The sequence below is a fragment of the Nisaea sp. genome, assembly GCF_039990255.1.
Taxonomy (GTDB): domain Bacteria; phylum Pseudomonadota; class Alphaproteobacteria; order Thalassobaculales; family Thalassobaculaceae; genus Nisaea.
Genome location: NZ_JBDXGG010000004.1, coordinates 628,841 through 647,702, shown reverse-complemented (window position 1 = coordinate 647,702; position 18,862 = coordinate 628,841). Strand labels below are relative to the sequence as shown.

General features: G+C 59.0%; 20 protein-coding genes. 6 read left to right on the top strand and 14 right to left on the bottom strand.

Annotation, left to right across the window (positions count from 1 at the left end):
• Nucleotide 1 precedes the first annotated feature (1 nt).
• Nucleotides 2-790 (top strand): molybdopterin-synthase adenylyltransferase MoeB, encoded by a 789-nt coding sequence (gene moeB / locus ABJ076_RS03795; protein WP_348186192.1) that lies wholly within the window; start codon nucleotides 2-4, stop codon nucleotides 788-790.
• Between the two features lie 174 nt (nucleotides 791-964).
• Nucleotides 965-1,144 (top strand): hypothetical protein, encoded by a 180-nt coding sequence (locus ABJ076_RS03790; RefSeq protein WP_348186194.1) that lies wholly within the window; start codon nucleotides 965-967, stop codon nucleotides 1,142-1,144.
• Between the two features lie 21 nt (nucleotides 1,145-1,165).
• Here the strand turns inward: ABJ076_RS03790 and ABJ076_RS03785 are convergent, their stop codons facing one another.
• Entirely contained in the window at nucleotides 1,166-2,152 is a 987-nt protein-coding gene (locus tag ABJ076_RS03785) for a D-glycerate dehydrogenase (RefSeq protein ID WP_348186196.1), read from the bottom strand.
• A gap of 160 nt (nucleotides 2,153-2,312) precedes the next feature.
• On the opposite strand from ABJ076_RS03785, the gene ABJ076_RS03780 reads away from it, so the two are divergent.
• Nucleotides 2,313-2,831: an SH3 domain-containing protein gene (locus ABJ076_RS03780; protein WP_348186198.1), complete on the top strand. Its 519-nt coding sequence runs from the start codon at nucleotides 2,313-2,315 to the stop codon at nucleotides 2,829-2,831.
• Nucleotides 2,832-2,852: 21 nt separating this feature from the next.
• Here the strand turns inward: ABJ076_RS03780 and irrA are convergent, their stop codons facing one another.
• Complete coding sequence (gene irrA / locus ABJ076_RS03775) at nucleotides 2,853-3,284, bottom strand: iron response transcriptional regulator IrrA (RefSeq protein ID WP_193172451.1); 432 nt, start codon at nucleotides 3,282-3,284, stop codon at nucleotides 2,853-2,855.
• Between the two features lie 245 nt (nucleotides 3,285-3,529).
• Between irrA and fabA the strand changes: the two genes are divergently transcribed.
• The 3 genes from fabA to ABJ076_RS03760 are packed head-to-tail and all read left to right on the top strand — an operon-like array spanning nucleotide 3,530 to nucleotide 6,159.
• On the top strand, nucleotides 3,530-4,069 hold the full coding sequence (gene fabA, locus ABJ076_RS03770; protein ID WP_348186200.1) for a 3-hydroxyacyl-[acyl-carrier-protein] dehydratase FabA: 540 nt from the start codon (nucleotides 3,530-3,532) through the stop codon (nucleotides 4,067-4,069).
• 1 nt (nucleotide 4,070) lies between these two features.
• Nucleotides 4,071-5,294, top strand: coding sequence for a beta-ketoacyl-ACP synthase I (gene fabB, locus ABJ076_RS03765; protein WP_348186202.1), 1,224 nt, complete (start codon nucleotides 4,071-4,073; stop codon nucleotides 5,292-5,294).
• 16 nt (nucleotides 5,295-5,310) lie between these two features.
• On the top strand, nucleotides 5,311-6,159 hold the full coding sequence (locus tag ABJ076_RS03760; RefSeq protein ID WP_348186204.1) for an SDR family oxidoreductase: 849 nt from the start codon (nucleotides 5,311-5,313) through the stop codon (nucleotides 6,157-6,159).
• Nucleotides 6,160-6,188: 29 nt separating this feature from the next.
• On the opposite strand, the gene ABJ076_RS03755 is transcribed toward ABJ076_RS03760, so the two are convergent.
• From ABJ076_RS03755 to trmB, 12 genes are all read right to left on the bottom strand, one after another.
• Nucleotides 6,189-6,500, bottom strand: coding sequence for a hypothetical protein (locus tag ABJ076_RS03755; protein ID WP_348513292.1), 312 nt, complete (start codon nucleotides 6,498-6,500; stop codon nucleotides 6,189-6,191).
• Nucleotides 6,497-7,057 (bottom strand): hypothetical protein, encoded by a 561-nt coding sequence (locus tag ABJ076_RS03750; RefSeq protein WP_348513291.1) that lies wholly within the window; start codon nucleotides 7,055-7,057, stop codon nucleotides 6,497-6,499. The genes ABJ076_RS03755 and ABJ076_RS03750 overlap by 4 nt, the downstream gene beginning before the upstream one ends.
• A gap of 574 nt (nucleotides 7,058-7,631) precedes the next feature.
• Nucleotides 7,632-8,366, bottom strand: a complete 735-nt coding sequence (locus ABJ076_RS03745; RefSeq protein WP_348186207.1) for a glycerophosphoryl diester phosphodiesterase — start codon at nucleotides 8,364-8,366, stop codon at nucleotides 7,632-7,634.
• A 12-nt stretch (nucleotides 8,367-8,378) separates the two neighbouring features.
• The gene (gene pnp / locus ABJ076_RS03740; RefSeq protein WP_348186209.1) at nucleotides 8,379-10,490 is read right to left on the bottom strand and encodes a polyribonucleotide nucleotidyltransferase; all 2,112 of its coding nucleotides are present in this window, start codon (nucleotides 10,488-10,490) and stop codon (nucleotides 8,379-8,381) included.
• 362 nt (nucleotides 10,491-10,852) lie between these two features.
• Nucleotides 10,853-11,122, bottom strand: a complete 270-nt coding sequence (gene rpsO, locus ABJ076_RS03735; protein ID WP_028466284.1) for a 30S ribosomal protein S15 — start codon at nucleotides 11,120-11,122, stop codon at nucleotides 10,853-10,855.
• 14 nt (nucleotides 11,123-11,136) lie between these two features.
• Nucleotides 11,137-12,063, bottom strand: a complete 927-nt coding sequence (truB, locus tag ABJ076_RS03730; RefSeq protein WP_348186212.1) for a tRNA pseudouridine(55) synthase TruB — start codon at nucleotides 12,061-12,063, stop codon at nucleotides 11,137-11,139.
• Nucleotides 12,053-12,496 (bottom strand): 30S ribosome-binding factor RbfA, encoded by a 444-nt coding sequence (gene rbfA / locus ABJ076_RS03725; RefSeq protein ID WP_348186214.1) that lies wholly within the window; start codon nucleotides 12,494-12,496, stop codon nucleotides 12,053-12,055. The genes truB and rbfA overlap by 11 nt, the downstream gene beginning before the upstream one ends.
• 42 nt (nucleotides 12,497-12,538) lie before the next feature.
• Nucleotides 12,539-15,139 (bottom strand): translation initiation factor IF-2, encoded by a 2,601-nt coding sequence (gene infB / locus ABJ076_RS03720; protein WP_348186216.1) that lies wholly within the window; start codon nucleotides 15,137-15,139, stop codon nucleotides 12,539-12,541.
• 51 nt (nucleotides 15,140-15,190) lie between these two features.
• Entirely contained in the window at nucleotides 15,191-15,853 is a 663-nt protein-coding gene (locus ABJ076_RS03715) for an RNA-binding protein (RefSeq protein WP_348186218.1), read from the bottom strand.
• Entirely contained in the window at nucleotides 15,831-17,405 is a 1,575-nt protein-coding gene (gene nusA / locus ABJ076_RS03710) for a transcription termination factor NusA (RefSeq protein WP_348186220.1), read from the bottom strand. Before nusA ends, ABJ076_RS03715 begins: the two co-directional genes overlap by 23 nt.
• Before the next feature lie 47 nt (nucleotides 17,406-17,452).
• Entirely contained in the window at nucleotides 17,453-17,950 is a 498-nt protein-coding gene (gene rimP / locus ABJ076_RS03705; RefSeq protein WP_348186222.1) for a ribosome maturation factor RimP, read from the bottom strand.
• A 159-nt stretch (nucleotides 17,951-18,109) separates the two neighbouring features.
• A complete protein-coding gene (gene trmB, locus ABJ076_RS03700) occupies nucleotides 18,110-18,841 on the bottom strand; it encodes a tRNA (guanosine(46)-N7)-methyltransferase TrmB (protein ID WP_348186224.1) in 732 nt (243 codons plus the stop codon).
• Nucleotides 18,842-18,862 lie beyond the last annotated feature (21 nt).

Here is an 18,862-nt window from a genome sequence, read left to right as displayed (position 1 = left end):
TATGGAACTGAACGACGAACAGTTCCATCGCTATGCCCGCCATCTGATCCTGGACGAGGTCGGCGAGGAGGGGCAGGAGCGCCTTCTCACCTCCCGCGTCCTGGTGATCGGCGCGGGCGGACTCGGCTCGCCGTTGCTGCTCTATCTCGCCGCAGCCGGGGTCGGCACCCTCGGCGTGGTCGATGACGATGAAGTCGACCTGACCAACCTGCAACGCCAGATCGCTCACGGCACCGCCTCGGTCGGTATCTCCAAGGTCGCGTCAGCGGCGGAGTCGGTCGCCCGGATCAATCCCGGTATTCAGGTAAACCGGCACGAGGAGCGACTGACCGCCGAGAATGCTGCCACGCTTTTCGCCGATTACGATCTGATCGCCGACGGCAGTGACAATTTCGCCACCCGTTATCTCGTCAACGATGCCGCCTATTTTGCCGGTAAGCCGCTGGTCTCGGGCTCCCTGCTGCGCTTCGAGGGTCAACTGGCGACCTTCCGGGGAGGCGTGCCGGGTCATGCGGGCGAGCCCTGCTATCGCTGCCTGTTCCCGACCGAACCGCCGGCCGGGATGATCCCCCGCTGCGAGGAGGCTGGCATTCTCGGCGCGGTCGCCGGTGTTATCGGCACACTGCAGGCCACCGAAGTTCTGAAAGAACTGCTCGATCTCGGAAGCAGCCTGTCCGGCCACCTGCTGATCTATGACGCGCTCGGTCCGACTTTCCGCAAGATGAAAGCCACCCGCAATCCGGACTGCGCACTCTGCGGTACTGACCCGACAATCCGCGAAATCGCCTGATCACCGCCTTAATTCGGTCCTGTTCAGCATGTGTTATATGCCACGTCGATGATCGATAACGGATTGGAAATAATCCGGTCGGTTACCATATCTTTATCTTACCAATTGAGAATGATCAGGACACGACTGATTCCGCAATAGGGCGGAATGCGGGTCGGCTAGGAGAAGAAAGTCATGAACGGGCATCAAACAGAAAACAGAACCGGCAGCAACGGCGTTGTGCCGAGCGAAGCCGATCTCCAGGCCAGCGGGTCTTGGGGGCCGCCCCTTCTCGGAATCACACTGGTTCTGAGTCTGGTTCTGATTGGCGTAATGGTCGGCTCCGGCGACGCCAGCGCGTTTTTCGGCCAGTAGGTTAACAGTAAGCCGAGGCGCTTAGAACTCGAGCTCTAACACCCTGTCCGGCGGCCGATGACCGTCGACGAACGTCTTCACGTTCACAATCACCTTTTCACCCATATCGATCCGCCCCTCGATCGTCGCCGAGCCCATATGCGGCAGCAGCACCACGTTGGAGAGCTGCAGCAGCTTCGGGTCGACCTGCGGCTCGTGCTCGAAAACATCCAGACCCGCGCCCGCGAAATCCCGGTTCGATAACGCCTGCACCAACGCCTCCTCGTCCACCACTTCGCCACGCGAGGTGTTGACCAGATAGGCGTGCGGCTGCAGCAGCGAGAGCCGCCGCGCATTCAGCATGTGATAGGTGGCCGGCGTGCGCGGACAATTCACCGAAATGATATCCATCCGGGACAGCATCTGGTCCAGATTGTCCCAATAGGTCGCTTCCAGCTCCTGCTCCGCCTCCGGGTGCAGGCGACGTCTGTTGTGATAATGGATCGACAATCCGAACCCGCGGGCCCGTTTCGCCACCGCCTGACCGATCCGACCCATTCCGATAATGCCGAGGCGCTTGCCGTGAATCCGGTGGCCAAGCATAACCGTCGGCCCCCAGCCTTCCCATTTCCCGGAACGCACGAGTTTTTCGCCCTCAACGAGGCGGCGCGGCACCGAAAGGATCAACGCCATGGTCATGTCCGCCGTATCCTCGGTCAGCACGCCGGGGGTGTTGGTGACGATGATGCCCTTCTTCTTGGCAGCTGGCACATCGATATGGTCGACCCCGGTGCCGAAGGAGGCGATCAGCTTCAGGCTTGGACCCGCCGCCTCGATCAGTTTCGCATCAAGTTTGTCGGTCACGGTCGGGACAAGGATGTCCGCTTCCGCCATGGCCGCTTTCAGCTGTTCGCGCGAGAATGGCTCATCCGACATGTTCAGCCGCGTATCGAATAGCTCCATCATCCGGGTCTCCACCGGATCCGGTAGCTTCCGCGTGACGATGACAAGCGGCTTGCTGGTTGTCATGGGATTTATCCTTCGCCCCGATACCCTGTTCTTCCGGGAAATATCAGGCGTCCGGTGAATTGTCCACAAAGCGGCAAGTATCTAGGCTATTTAGCCTCGCCCCTCTTACTACCACTCCAGTTGTAGTGATAAGATGAGCCGTCAATCCGGGGTACGCACTATGTTTCTGAAACCACTATCGCTGATCATCGGCCTGTTGATCGTGCCTACCTTGCTGCTGGCCGGCCAGAACAGTGCCGTTCGGGCGGAGACCGTTGGCAGCGTCACAGGCCTGCCGATCCCCCGCTATGTCACGCTCCAGGCCGAAGAGGTCAATGTCAGGACCGGGCCCGGGGTACGGTATCCGGTGGACTGGGTATTCGTCCGGGAGAATATGCCGGTCGAGATTGTTTCCGAGTTCGAAAACTGGCGGAAGGTACGGGATTTTGAAGGCACCGAGGGTTGGGTGCATCAGAGCATGCTGTCTGGACGACGCTCTGTTCTGGTGATTGGCCGCAACCGGACTCTCCGGCGCGAATCCGCGAACAGCGCACCGGCAGTGGCCCATCTGGAACCCGGCGTCATCGCCTGGCTGGAAAGTTGCGCACGGGAATGGTGCGAGATCGAAGTATCCGGCCTCAGCGGCTGGGTGCACAGATCGGCGATCTGGGGAATTCGGGTAGACGAGTCACTGCGCTAGGCGCGCCTGACCTGCCCCAGCCTAAAGTTCTTTCGCCTTCAGACGAATGATCAAATCGACCCGCTCGATTTCGGTGCCTTCCGGCGCATCGGGAAGATTGACGAAGCCAACTCTCTCCGCAGGAATATCCGTCAGGCGCAACTCGTCCTCAACGAAGAAATGGTGATGGTCGGTGGTGTTCGTATCGAAATAGGAACGACCTGACTCGACCACGACTTCCCGAAGCAGGCCGGATCCGGTGAACTGATGCAAAGTGTTGTAAACCGTGGCGAGCGAAACCGTGATCCCGGCTTCGCCGGCTTCCTTATGAAGCTGCTCCGCCGTCACGTGTCGGTCGCCTGCCGCATAGAGCAGATCCGCAAGTGCAAGACGCTGACGCGTCGGGCGCAATCCGGCCTTGGTCAGGCGCCCGGACAGGCTCTGCGTTTCGCTATGGGTTTCAGCACTACTCATTCCCGGTATCCCATTCGGTCTCTCGGGGTCTCACCACTCAGGCACCACAATCTTAAGACAGAGCGTTAATCCATCCCATATGTCAAGTCATCGGGCATCTTACGCCACGTGATTGCTTGCGCTCACTACCATATTTAGGGTAGGCGGTGCATGAAATGTGAGAGATGGCGCGGTCGCGCGGTTGCAGTCTATTATGGGGCCGAACAAGGTCCCGCCTGACAATAAGCGCTGGCGTACGGGAAGGAATGGCATTGTTGGACTTCAAGGAAAAGAACAGCTTCGGTTACGAAGACCTGATCAAATGCGCCAAGGGAGAGCTTTTCGGCCCCGGGAACGCGCAGCTTCCGATGCCGCCGATGCTGATGTTCGACCGTATCACCAACCTCTCGACCAGCGGCGGCGCCTATGACAAGGGCTCAGTCACGGCCGAATATGACATCAAGCCGAACCTCTGGTTCTTCGATTGCCATTTCGTCGGCGACCCGGTGATGCCGGGTTGCCTCGGCATGGATGCTCTCTGGCAGCTGCTCGGCTTCACGCTCGGTTGGATGGGCGGGCCCGGTTCTGGCCGTGCGATCTCCGTCGGCGAAGTTAAATTCTCCGGCCAGGTGCTGCCGTCCGCAAAAAAGCTGACCTACACGCTGGATCTCAAGCGCGTGATCATGCGCAAGCTTTATATGGGGATCGCCGACGGTCGCGTGGATTGCGATGGCGTCACAGTCTTCGAAGCCAAAGACATCCGCGTCGGGCTATTCCAGAACACGGCAACCGAAGGGGCAAATTGATATGCGTCGCGTCGTCGTCACCGGTCTCGGAATCGTCTCAAGCATTGGCAACAATGCTGATGAAGTCACCGCCTCTCTGCGTGCCGGCAAATCCGGCATAGAATTCGCGCCGGACTATGCCGATCTCGGTTTCCGCTCCCACGTCCATGGCTCGATCAAGCTGGACCCGTCGGAGCATATCGACCGGAAGCTGATGCGCTTCATGGGCAACGGCGCCGCCTACAATTACATCGCAGCCCAGCAGGCGATAGAAGATGCGGGCCTGGAGCCTGGCGACGTCAGCAACCCGATGACCGGCATGGTCATGGGCTCCGGCGGCCCGTCGACCTCCAACATGATGCAGGCATTCGATACCGCACGCGAAAAAGGTCCGAAACGGGTTGGCCCCTACATGGTGCCTCGGGTCATGTGCAGCACCAACTCCGCTACGCTCTCGACGGCCTTCAAGATCAAGGGTCTGAGCTATTCCATTTCTTCCGCCTGCTCGACCAGCTCGCACTGCGTCGGCAACGCGTTTGAAATGGTCCAGATGGGCAAGCAGGACGTGATGCTGGCCGGCGGCGGCGAAGAGCTGCACTGGACGCTCTCCGTCCTGTTTGACGCAATGGGCGCTCTTTCCTCGAAGTACAACGATACCCCCGACAAAGCATCGCGCGCATACGATGCCAACCGCGACGGATTCGTTATCTCCGGCGGTGGCGGAGTCCTCATTCTTGAAGAGCTTGAGCATGCGAAAGCACGCGGGGCCAAGATTTATGGCGAGATCGTTGGTTACGGCGCCACATCCGACGGTGCAGACATGGTTGCGCCCTCCGGCGAAGGTGGCGTGCGTTGCATGCAGATGGCCCTGAAAAACGTCGAGGGACCGGTCGATTACATCAACGCCCACGGCACCAGTACGCCGGTCGGCGACACGATCGAGCTGGAAGGCATCCGCGAGGTCTTCAAGAATCGGAATGAAATCCCGCCGATCAGCTCAACAAAATCCCTGAGCGGTCACTCACAAGGCGCGACTGGCGTTCACGAGGCAATTTACACACTTCTGATGATGAAGAACGATTTCATCGCAGCCTCGGCCAATATCGAAACCGTCGACCCCGAGGTTGAGGATATGCCGATCGTGCGGGAACGCGTGGACAATGCCGGTCTACGTGTTGCCATGTCGAACAGCTTCGGATTCGGCGGCACCAACGCAGTCCTAGCTTTCCAGAAATACGACGCCTGATAGCGGAGCGACCGGGATGACCGACCTGATTGACGATACAGCCGATCAGCGTGACGCGGAATCGGCACCTTACAAAGGCCTGATGGCAGGCAAGCGTGGCCTGATCATGGGGGTCGCCAACGACCGCTCGATCGCCTGGGGCATCGCCGCAGCCGCAGCCTCGCAAGGCGCTCAACTGGCGTTCACATACCAGAACGAGTCCCTTAAAAAGCGGGTTCATCCTCTGGCGGAGAGCGTCGGCTCACCGCTGGCAGTGATGTGCGACGTCTCCGATGACGACGCGCTTGACCGAGCATTCGATGAAATCGGTACCGCCTGGGGCGGCCTGGACTTCGTGCTGCACGCCATCGCCTATTCAGACAAGGGTGAGCTGAAGGGTCGCTACGCAGATACCTCGCGGGATAATTTCCTCAACACGCTGGATATCTCCTGCTTCTCCTTCACGAATATCGCCCGACGCGCCTGGCCTCTGATGAAGGACGGCGGCAGCATGCTGACCTTGTCCTATCTCGGTGCCAACCGCACGACGCCGAACTACAACGTCATGGGAGTGGCCAAGGCTGCCCTGGAAGCGAGCGTCCGCTATCTGGCCGCCGACCTCGGCGAGCACGGAATACGCGTGAACGCGATCTCAGCCGGCCCGATGAAGACCCTCGCCGGCTCGGCCATCGCCGATGCCCGCCATACATTCCGCTTCGCCGAGGCCAACGCACCGCTCAAGCGCAACGCAAGCCTCACCGAAGTCGGGCAGGCAGGCCTCTATCTACTGAGTGACCTGTCGGCAGGCGTGACCGGGGAAATTCACTATGTGGATGGCGGATTCCATACCGTCGCAATCCCGAAGCCGGAACGCGACGCGGACTGATCCGCGAAGAGACGGGTTTTTACAGAGCCTCAGGTACGCCGGCTGCGCAAGTCGACAACACCGTCGCCGCTTTTAAGGTCGTATCCCGGAAGCTTTTTCTTCAGCAGGTCAACGGCCAGGCCAGAGGATTGCGGACGCGTGATGCTGAGGATTTTCGGCGATCCGTCACTGGCTTCGAACGGGAATAGCAGCCGAAGGAAGTTCCGCTCTTCTCCATGCGCATAGTTACGGTGCACAATCGAAAGATTCGGCCACTTGGTTTCGCGGCACACTAGGTAGTCTTCAAGCTGACAGCGCCGCAACGCCTCGTCATCAAGCTCCGCGAACTTCATCCCGGTCATATCCGCACCCTTCCAGAAGCCGGTGCCGGCGTCCCAGTGCTCAATAAATATTTATCGGGATCTTCCTCGCCCACGTCAAAAACGTGGATTGCGCATTGTGGGGCAATAGCCCGCAGAACCTCAATCTTGAATTTTCCTTCGATCAGGCGCCCTTCCTGGTCCCGCGCCTTCTCTATATAGAAAGCACAGCGTTCCATCTGGTCCGGATCGAGCCCGTGCAGGAGTTCGTCGCGCACATAAATCTTGCGGCTGCGGCTGAGATCGCTCTCCCACACCTTATATCCGATAACCGGATCGACCTGCCCTGGTACCAGGATTTTCCCGCTACTGCCGGCACCCGCTGGCTCCCAATCTTCCGGGATAACCTCGTCAAGGCGCTGCAAGGTTTTCATCGACGCCTCGAAATCGGGGCGATCAATGCCTTTGAGCAAAGTGTCGGATATACCCGCTGCAGAGGCGAGTTTGTATTTCCGGATTCCTGTCTCGACGTAATAGCGGTGACAGCGGTACCGCAATTCCGCCTCGAGCTTCGATATCGCTTGTTTGAATCGGCCCATACCTAAAACCTTATTCCCATTTCACTGGGAAAGCAATTTCCAAATTTCTGGGAATCCATTTTCACTTATTTAGTCTTAATCAAATTTTACGAAAAAAATTTATTGTTTTTTTTCAGTATATTAAATGATTATCGTGCATGATTGTATGCAATATGGACACGCTAGGCGAGCATATCGAACAATTTACGCTTGCGCTTTCCCAATTTTCTGGGAATAGTGACAATTGTAAAGACCCTACTACTTGGAGACACCTCATGGCAGATAGCTTGAAATCGTCTGAACAGGGTAAAGACATACTCGGATCCGCCCTGAAGACGGTTGAAGAAGGTGATCGCGACGCCAGCCGTATGGTGCGCCGACACTTCCGTCTGGAAAGCAGACGTACCAGCATCTGCCTCCATCCTGAGGAATGGTCGATGTTCGATCTTGTCTCGAAAAGACTGGGCTATAATGCCAAGGCGCTGATCAACGAAATTGACCGGACGCGTGGCTCCAGTTCCGTTCCTTCAGCCATGCGGGTATTCATGCTGGGATATTGGCGGGATCTGGCGCGGATGAATGCTGGCCGAGCAACTCAAGCCAGCACAGCGGCATCCAAGGGTTCATCGGTAATGACCGCATCCACACCCCAGCCAATGAGGGTCGCAGCCCGCTCCGGGTCGTTCACCGTGTAGGTGAGAATGCGGAAGCCCGCGTCATGGATAGCCGTAACTAGCGCAGCATCCAGGCAGGCATGGTTCGGGTGGACAGAGTAACACCCAAGACCCTTAGCTTCTTCTTGCCAACCCTTTGCCATATTATCTGACAGATAGCCTCGGAGAAAGTCCGGGGCTTTTTCTTGTGCGATCCGCAAACAATCCGGCACAAAACTGGAAACGATGATCCGGTCTGTCAGGTCCGGACAAAGATCGTTGAGCATTTCCGAGACCAGCTCGGCAGTACGCACTTCGCGACCCTTAGTCGGCTTGATTTCCACATTCATGGACAGCTCCAGAGCTCGGCAGCAGGAGATCGCCTCCTCGAAAGTCGGGATACGCTCACCCGCAAAGCCAAGGTCGAACCAGGCGCCAGCATCGAGGGCCCTAAGCCCTGTCAGCGGTTGAGCCGTTACTGGCCCTGCGCCGTCATTCGTGCGGCCAAGCTCCTCGTCATGGTGCAGTACGGGCACGTCGTCCGCACTCAACATCACATCGAACTCAACCCACGAAAAACCGGCCTCCGCCGCAAGGCGGAAGCCGGTCAATGTGTTTTCAGGAGCCTCCGCGGCAATCCCGCGATGTCCGACAAAGCGGGACAGCCGGAGGCTCATCAGTAAAAGCTCTTACGCTTCTGCTTCGGAAAGGTCGGCACCGGTTTCCTGATCCACGACCTTCATGGACAGCTTGACCTTGCCACGATCGTCGAAGCCGAGAACCTTCACCTTCACCTCATCGCCGACATTGACCACGTCTGTGGTCTTGCCAACCCGCTCACTCTTCAGCTCGCTGATATGAACAAGGCCGTCCTTGGCACCGAGGAAGTTCACGAAGGCGCCGAAATCGACGGTCTTCACGACCTTACCTTTATAGATCACACCGACTTCCGGCTCCGCGACGATGTAACGGATCCGCTCCAGAGCAGCTTCGGTGGAAGCGGTATCGACCGCCGCAACCTTCACTGTACCGTCGTCATCGATGTCGATCTTGGCGCCCGTGGTCTCGCAGATTTCACGGATCATCTTCCCGCCTGGGCCGATAATTTCACGGATCTTGTCGGTCGGGACGCTGATCGTGGTGATCCGCGGCGCATTCTCGGAAACACCTTCACGGGAAGATGTCAGAGCCTTGGACATTTCACCCAGGATGTGGACCCGGCCGTCTTTCGCCTGATCCAGTGCGATCTTCATGATTTCCTCGGTAATCGAGGTGATCTTGATATCCATCTGCAGAGACGTGATGCCGTTCTCGGTACCTGCGACCTTGAAGTCCATGTCGCCGAGATGGTCTTCGTCACCGAGGATGTCTGACAGGACGGCGTAGTCATCGCCTTCCTTGATCAGGCCCATGGCAATACCGGCAACCGGCGAAGACAGCGGAACACCCGCATCCATCAGAGAGAGGGAGGTGCCACAGACCGTCGCCATCGAGGAGGAACCGTTCGATTCCGTAACCTCGGAGACCACGCGGATGGTGTAGGGGAATGCTTCCTTGGAGGGAAGCAGCGGACGCACCGCGCGCCACGCTAGCTTGCCGTGACCGATTTCACGGCGCCCCGGGGACCCCATGCGGCCCGCTTCACCGACCGAATAGGGCGGGAAGTTGTAATGCAGCATGAAGTTCTCGCGATATTCGCCTTCGAGCGCATCGATGATCTGCTCGTCCTGACCGGTGCCGAGGGTGGCGACTGCCAGAGCCTGGGTTTCACCACGGGTGAACAGAGCAGAACCATGGGCACGCGGCAGAATACCAACTTCGGAGACAATTGGGCGCACCGTCTTGGTGTCGCGACCGTCGATCCGCTGTCCGGTCTTCAGGATCGCACCACGGACGACATCGGCTTCAATGCCCTTCATCAGGCCCTTGGCCAGATCCTTGTCTGCGGCGTCCTCGAACAGGGCCAGGCCCTTTTCCCGAACCACAGAAACGTTCTGCTGGCGCTGGGTCTTGTTCGGCTCTGCATAGGCCTTGGTCATGTCAGCCGAGATACCGGCTTTCAGTGCATCGCGCACGCGGCCGAGATCTTCGCTTTCGGCCGGCAGATCCATCGGCTCCTTGGCACACTCTTCAGCCAGATCGATGATCGCATCGATGACAGGCTGGAACGCCTTGTGTCCGAAACTGACGGCGCCGAGCATGATCTCTTCGGACAGCTCGGAAGCCATGGACTCAACCATGAGCACGCCTTCCTGGGTACCGGCGAGCATCAGGTCGAGATCGGAATCCGGCAGATCGCTCTGGCGCGGGTTCAGGATGTATTCGCCATCCTTATAACCGACGCGGCAAGCCGCAATCGGGCCGAGGAACGGCACACCGGAAATCGTCAGCGCGGCGGAGGCGCCGATCATGGCGACAACGTCCGGATCATTTTCAAGGTCATGGGACAGAACGGTGCAGACAACCTGCGTTTCGTTCTTGAAACCCTTGACGAACAGCGGGCGGATCGGACGGTCGATGAGGCGGGAGGTCAGTACCTCTTTCTCAGTCGGACGACCTTCGCGCTTGAAGAAGCCGCCTGGGATCTTGCCAGCGGCAAAGGTCTTTTCCTGGTAGTTCACGGTCAGCGGGAAGAAATCGATCCCCGGCTTCGGCTGCCGCGCGTACACAGCGGTACATAGAACAGTCGTCTCGCCCATCGTCGCCATGACGGCGCCGTCGGCCTGACGCGCAACTTTACCGGTCTCGAGCGTCAGCTTGCGCCCGCCCCAGTCGATCTCTTTTTTATGTATCTGAAACATTCAGCTTTCCTTCAAAGCCGAACCGCTCGGATCCGATCCTCATTCTGTCCTGTGTTTGGTGCGGAATGGAGCAATCCGGTCCAGTTCTTCGAACGCGTCGCCTCAACGGAGCGCGGGAGAAATGGCCAAGGGCCCATGGTTACCGAACATAGGGTCGAACGAGGTGACACACGGCTCATATTTATCGGTGTCTCATCGGTACGGTTCTTCGGTTTTTTCCTCTATTGAGCGGGCCTTCAATCGCATGGATCGCCAAGGGCGTCAAACCCAATATGGCGATCCAGAAAGCCCTTCAGAAACGCAAACCGCCCCACGGAAATCGCAGGGCGGACGCGTTACTGTTTTTGGCAGTGCTGCATGGATTAGCGGCGCAGGCCCAGTTCCTTGATGATGACCTGATAGCGCTCGACATTTTTGCTCTTCAGATAATCGAGCAGACGGCGGCGCTGGCCAACCATAATCAGGAGCCCACGACGGGAATGGAAGTCCTTCTTGTGGGTCTTCAGGTGTTCGGTAAGGTTCACAATCCGTTCGGTCAGGATCGAAACCTGAACTTCGGGGGAACCGGTATCACCTTCTTTGCGGCCATACTGTTCGATCAGCGCAGTTTTGCGCTCTTGCGTAATCGACATCGAATACTCCTAGGTCAAAGGTTGAGTACGCGCATCGGACAAATACAGCCGCCGTCGATCCGTCCGATCGCAACGGGACTGCCCCCGGAAACAGCGTACATTATGTCGCCTTCCCGAAGATCTCCGAAACGATCAAGATCCATGGCCCGGAAGACCGGGACGGACTGACCGCATCTGAGTTTATTTGCCTCTGCACCGGCAAGAGTCAGCGCCGGGATGCCGTCTAGCGCTGTTTCTACCGGTAATAGGTGCTCGAAAGCGGCGGGACTATGCTCCAAAGCCTTCAAGGAATCCAGCGAAATCGCATCCGCTTCGAGGAACGGGCCGACACGGTGCCGACGCAGCATCGAAATGTGCCCGACAGTCCCAGCAGCACGGGCAACATCCCGCGCAAGGCTTCGCATATAAGCGCCTTTGCCAGAGCCGACACGGAACAACGCATGGTCTGCGTCAAGCGCCTCGACCAGATCAAAGAAATCAATCCGCACTTCACGTGGTGAGATTTCGACCGGCACTTCCTTACGCGCCAGATCATAAGCCCGCTGGCCCTGTATCTTGACGGCGGAAAATATCGGCGGAACCTGAGTAATGACACCCTGGAACTGGGGCAACACGGCATTGATCTCGTCGACACCCGGACGAACATCCGAGCTACCGCACACGGTGCCTTCAAGGTCATCCGTGGTCCGTTCTTCGCCCCAGGTCACTTCGAAGGTATATTCCTTCGAGGCATCCATCACAAAAGGCACGGTTTTCGTCGCTTCGCCAAGAGCGATTGGCAGAATCCCGGTCGCCAGCGGATCGAGGGTTCCGGCGTGTCCCGCCTTCTGGGCGTCGAAAACGCGCCGAACAGCGGCCACCGCTTGAGTCGAAGTCACACCAGACGGCTTATCCAGGATGACCCAGCCATTGACCAGGTTGCCGCGTTTCCTACGCGCCATTGCCACCCTCGTCCGTCTCGTCGTCATTCTTCTCAAGATCTGCGCGGACCACCGGGTTCTGAAAAACCTCGTTGATCCGATTGGCAGTATCAAACGCGTTATCGATGATAAAGCGGAGGCGCGGCACGGTACGCAGCGACATTTGTTTTGCCAGCATGGTCCGTAAGAACGGTGCCGCGCGCTTTAGCCCGCCAAGCACATCGTCCACGTTGCTGCCGCCGAGAGGCATGACGAACACATTGGCGTTGCGCAGGTCCGGGCTTACCGAAACCTCGCTCACCGTGATCGACGTGCCTTCGAGTTCAGGGTCGTGTAAATCACCGCGTTGAAATACGCCAGCCAACACATGGCGTACTTCTTCGCCGATGCGCAATTGACGTTGCGACGGCGCTCGTCCACGCCGCGCCGCCTTATCAGGGTGCGATCCAACCATTTTTAGCTCCCGTCAGACTGAATGACAGTCAAACCCCGCCATTTAGGACGAGGTGCTGGCCCGCTGGACTGATTCCAGGCTCCGTGCGACTTCCTTCACCTCGAAACACTCGATGAGATCGCCAGCCTGAATATCGTTGTAATTCTCGAAGGCGGTACCGCACTCGTAACCCTCGCGGACTTCCTTGACCTCGTCCTTGAAGCGCTTGAGAGTTTTCAGTGTGCCCTCGTGGATCACCACGCTGTCGCGCAGCAGACGGACCTTGGCCGCACGCCGGAGCATGCCCTCGGTGACCATACAGCCGCCGACCTTGCCGACCTTCGTGATGTTGAAGACCTCGCGGATTTCCGCATTTCCAAGGAACTCTTCCTTGAGATCCGGAGACAGCATGCCCGTGAGTGCCGCTTTGATGTCGTCGATCAGCTCATAGATGATCGAATAGTAACGGATCTCGAGATTTTCCTGCTGCGCCATGTCCCGCGCCTGCGGGTTGGCCCGGACATTGAAGCCAATGATCAGTGCACCGGAGGCTTTCGCCAGAGCCACATCGGACTCGCTGATGCCACCAACAGCGCCATGCAGAATGCGCACGGCAACATGATCGTTGGAGATATTCTCAAGCGTCGACCGGATTGCCTCGAGGGAGCCATGCACGTCGGTCTTGATGACCACCGGCAATTCCTCGGCCTGACCGGCCGCGATGGCCGAAAGCATCTGCTCGACGGAGCCACGCGCGCCGGCAACAGCCGACTTCTCGCGCATCACACGCTGCCGGTATTCGGCAATCTCGCGTGCCTGGGCTTCAGTCTCGACCACCGCAAATTCATCGCCGGCGACCGGCGTACCCTGCAGGCCAAGAACCTCAACCGGAATACTCGGACCGGCATTGTCCGTACGCTGGCCGCGATCGTCCAGGAGCGCTCGCACCCGACCCCATTCGGCACCGGCAACGAAGATATCGCCAACATTGAGCGTACCCTTGGTAACGAGGACGGTCGCGACGCTGCCGCGCCCCTTTTCCATCTTAGCCTCGATCACGGCACCCTCGGCGCGGCGATCCGGGTTGGCTTTGACTTCAAGAACCTCGGACTGCAGAAGGATGGCTTCCTCAAGCTTATCGAGACCAGCCTTGGTCTTCGCGGAAACATCCACGGCCAGAACATCGCCACCCATTTCTTCGACCACGATCTCGTGCTGCAGGAGTTCCTGACGCACGCGGCTCGGGTCGGAGTCCGGAAGGTCGCACTTGTTGACAGCGACGATGATCGGACAACCAGCCGCTTTCGCATGCCGGATGGCTTCAACAGTCTGCGCCATAATGCCGTCATCGGCCGCTACAACCAGGACAACGATGTCCGTGACATTGGCACCACGGGCCCGCATCTCAGTGAAAGCTTCATGGCCCGGCGTGTCGAGGAAAGTGATCTTCGCGCCGGACGGCACGGTCACCTGATAGGCGCCGATATGCTGGGTGATGCCGCCAGCTTCACCACCAGCCACATCGGAGCGCCGGAGAGCGTCGAGCAGCGAGGTCTTGCCGTGGTCGACATGGCCCATGACCGTGACAATCGGCGCACGGGGCTGCATGTCCTCAGGAGCATCGTCCTTGCCCTGGAGCTGAAGTTCAACGTCGGACTCGGACACGCGCTTGGAACGGTGCCCGAACTCGGCAACAACCAGTTCGGCCGTGTCGCTGTCGATAGACTGCGTGATGGTCGCCATCATGCCCATTTTCATGAGCGATTTGATCACGTCGCCAGCACGTTCGGCCATACGGTTCGCGAGTTCCTGGACGGTAATTGCGTCCGGAATGACCACATCACGGATCTGCTTGGCCTGCTCGCCACCCTCTTCCCGCAGCCGCTGCTTTTCGCGTTCGCGGGCACGGCGCACGGACGCAAGACTACGGGAGCGTTCGCCACCACGATCATCCAGCGCCTGGGAAACGGTAAGTTTACCGGACCGGCGACGCTGTTCGCCACGCCGGTTCGGGGTCGGCGCCGGGCGCCGATCCGGAGTAGCCGGGGCACCGGACGGGCGGCCAGGAGCACCGGAGGTGCGGCGCTTGACGCGCCGGCCATCATCATCATCGGCAGCCGGTGCAGGTTGCGCCGGATCCACCGCGCGTGCTGCTGGAGCATTCCGGGATTCCGCAGGCCGTGCCGCGGCCTGTTCAGCCTTGAGCTTGGCCTCGCGTGCTGCAGCCTCTTCGGCGAGCCGCGCGGCTTCCTCGTCGCGGACCTTACCTTCGGCATCCGCGATCTTGCGCATTTCTTCAAGTTCAGCCTGACGCCGGTCAATAGGCTCGGGTGCCGGTGCCGGCTCAGCGGCAGCTTCAACAGCAGCCTCAGTTACTGCCGGAGCCGCAGCGGCGGCGGCCGTCGCGGCCTCCTCCTGCTGACGCAAGCCCTCTTTCAGCGCCCGCGTCCGGCGTTCCCGCTCCTCAGCGCTCAAGCCACCCGCGTCGCCTCCGAAACCACCGGGACCACCGGTACGCTTCTTACGCCGCTCGACCTGAACAGTCTTGGAGCGCCCGTGGGAAAAGCTCTGCTTAACTTGATCCGTGTCGGCAGACTTTCCGAGGGAAAGCTTCTTACCGGACAGGCTCAATTTCTTGCGATCAGTCTCGTTGCTTGTTGTCATTCTAGGTCGCGCGTCTTTTCCGTAATACCGGGCTGGGGCCTCAATACACCCCTAGCCGATGTTTTCCAACCCGAGTCGCGAAATATCGCCCCGGAATCCTGAGAGTCTTGCAAATTCTCGTGTCAATCGGACCGTAAGGCCCTTCGAATGGTCTCCCGCCGCCAGGATGGCTGCGTGAACGGTTTGCTCCCGATCGAACGCCGCTCCAAGCTCGGAGCGCGTCAGAAGGGCTTCAGCCGGGACCCCGTCTCCGAGGCGCGTCATGCGCTCCCGAGCATCGACGGCGCCATCAGACGCTTCAATAAGAAGCGAAGCCTTTCTATGGCGCAAGGCGTCTTCCACCTTGGCGTGACCTGCAATGGCCGCACCGGCCCGGCGGGCCAGACCGATAAGAGACTGGGTCGAGGCGACAAGCATTGCTTCCACCGCCTCGACAAGATCTTCACGAACCGCGACTTTCTGCTTCGCCGCCCGCGAAAACGCCCGCTTCTTGCTGGCTTCGGTGAGCGCATCACGGTTCGCCGTTACCCACAGGCCACGACCCGGGAGTTTTTCGGAAAGATCCGGGACGACCGTATCATCAGGCGCAATAACGAACCTGATCATCCGCTCCGTTTCGCCGCTTTCGCCGGTGGCGATGCAGCGCCGCAGATTACGGCCTAGATCATCGCCCTCAGCTAATGCGAGGCGCTCATGTTGCTGGGGTCTCGTCATGAGCCTCCCCAGCAGCGTCTTCGGCGCCAGCGTCGGACGCTTCGTCCTCTTCGTCTTCAAACCAATGGGCCCTGGCCGCCATGATGACGCCATTTGCGGCATCCTGGTCAAAACCGGCATCGGGCAACATTTCTATCAACTCGTCGCCTGCCAGATCGGCCAGATCGTCCAGCGTCTTCACACCCTGCTCGGCCAGCTTGGCGACATGCGCCAGTGTCAGGCCTTCAAAAGCGAGCAGATCCTCGGCAACGCCGAGCTCCTTGGTCTGGTCCTGCAGGCGGGTACGCTCCGCCTCGGCAAACACAAGTGCCCGGTTCTGCAGCTCTTCTGCGATATCCGCGTCGAAACCTTCAATACCGACCAAATCTTCAAGCGGCGAGTAGGCAATCTCGTCAACCGTGCTGAAGCCTTCGGCGACCAGCAGGTGCGCGATCACGTCATCGATATCGAGGGAGTCGATGAATGTCCGCGACCGGGTCTTGAACTCTTCCTGGCGACGCTCGGATTCCTCGGCCTCGGTCAGGATATCGATATCCCAGCCGGTCAGGATCGAAGCGAGACGCACATTCTGTCCGCGACGGCCGATGGCCAGGCTGAGCTGATCGTCCGGCACCACGACTTCGATGCGGCGCTGTTCTTCGTCCAAAACAACCTTGCTGACTTCAGCCGGGGCCAGACCGTTGACGACGAAGGTCGCCGGATCCTCGGACCACGGAATGATATCGATCTTCTCGCCCTGCAATTCGCCGACCACGGCCTGCACGCGCGAGCCGCGCATGCCGACGCAGGCGCCAACCGGATCGATGCTGCCATCATAGGAGATGACCGCAATCTTCGCACGGCTGCCCGGATCACGGGCGACCGACTTGATCTCGATGATACCGTCGTAGATTTCAGGCACTTCCTGCTTGAACAGGTTGGCCATGAACTGCGGATGAGTACGGGACAGGAAGATCTGCGGGCCACGCTGCTCTTCGCGGACATCGTAGATATAGGCACGAACCCGGTCACCGTTGCGGAAGCTCTCGCGCGGCAACAGCTCGTCGCGGCGCAACACCGCCTCGGCCCGGCCGAGGTCGATTGTGACATTCCCGAACTCGACCCGTTTGACGATCCCGTTGACGACTTCGCCGACCCGATCCTTGAACTCGGCAAACTGACGGGTGCGCTCGGCCTCACGGACCTTCTGCACAATCACCTGCTTGGCGGTTTGCGCGGCAATGCGGCCGAAATCGATCGGCGGCAGCGGATCAACGATCAGATCACCGACCTTGAGTTCCGGGTCCCGCTTCTGAGCGACGCCGACCGGGATCTGCGTCATCTCATCCTCAACCTCGTCGACAACTTCCGTGACACGCATCAGCTCGATGGCGCCGGTCTGCCGATCAATATTCGCCCGAATATCGTGATCATGGCCGTATTTGGAGCGACCGGCCTTTTGGATTGCCTGCTCCATCGCCTCAAGCACCTCGTCGCGCTCGATACCTTTTTCGCGCGCAACAACGTCAGCGACTTGAATCAGTTCAAGCTTGGGTTGGGTTGCCGTTTCCATGGATCGCGTCTTCTTGCCGTTAAGGTCTGTTTTTACTGAAACCGGAGTCAGATCTCGCCGCGTTCGGCAGCGGCGATCAAATCATCGGTCAAAACCAATTTTGCCGTCCGGATCGACGCAAAAGGAAAGCTCAAGCGCTCCCCCTCCTTATCGATCACAACGGTATCACCGTTTTCGGCCCCGCGCACTTCGCCCCGGAACCGCTTTTGTCCGTTCACCGCAACCTCAAGCTCAATCTTCGCTTCAAAGCCAGCGAACCGATCATAGTCATCTGGGCGAACCAGCGGTCGGTCGATGCCTGGAGAGCTGACTTCCAGATTATACTCTCCGGAAATCGGATCCTCGACATCAACAATGAGAGAGACCGCTCGGCTAATGCTTGCGCAATCCTCAACGGTCATCTGAGCCCGATCGGTGCGTTCCGCCATAATCTGGAGAACCGCTTTTTTCCCGCCGGTGAACATCACCCTCACGAGATCGTAGCCCATCGATTCAATTGACGGGCCGATCATCGCGGCGATCTTCTCGTTCAGTTGCTGCGTCACCCGTATCCTCTAAGTCTCGTCCCGGAATGAACCGGAAACCACCCTGGCAAAGCACAAAAAAAAAGTGGGCCGTTGGCCCACCCTATCAGCGTTACCGATTGGGTCTTTTAATTGAAACGGCACTATAGCGGAACGCACGCCTGCTTCAAGAAGATTCGCTCAATCAGACGTTTTGAGACGCTCGAAGCGAAGGAACGCCGGGCGGCGGCCCTGATCGCGCGCCTTGGCCTCATATCTGGTCCCGGGCCAATCCTCCGGCCGCACCCGCCAATCCGAGGGGCTACGAGCCAGCCAGCGGAAACCCCGGTGCGCAGTCGCCCGCGCCAGCATCCACTGCAAATACCCCATATCATCCGTCGCCAGCCGCAGCTCTCCGCCAGGCGCAATCAGCCGATGAAACTCGGCAATGCTTTCATGCTGGATGATGCGGCGAGAGTGATGGCGCTTCTTCGGCCAAGGGTCAGCGAAGAGCACGGCAATCCGTGCAAGTGAGGTATCCGGCAGCAATGGCAGCAAATCACGCACATCGTCCGGATAGATCCGTACATTCGAAAGCTCCAGATCCTCACAATGCCGGATCAGGCTGGCCACGCCGTTCATGAAGGGTTCGGAGCCGATAAACCCTACATCCGGCCTTGCAGCGGCCTGGGCTGCCAGATGCTCACCGCCGCCGAAGCCGATTTCCAGCCAGATTTCTTTGATTGTATCCGGAAACAGCGAAGCCGGGTCCAGCCTTGCACCCGGTTCCGTCGGAAGGGTGACAATAAGTTCTGGAAGCCGCTCCTCGAGCAGCGTTTCCATCCCTGCGCGCAAGCGGCGACCGCGCCTTCTGCCATAGAAGACGCGGTCACGCTGTACGATGTTTTTTAGATCTTCCTTGCCCGTGGGCACGGCTCAGTCCCGTTTTCTAAG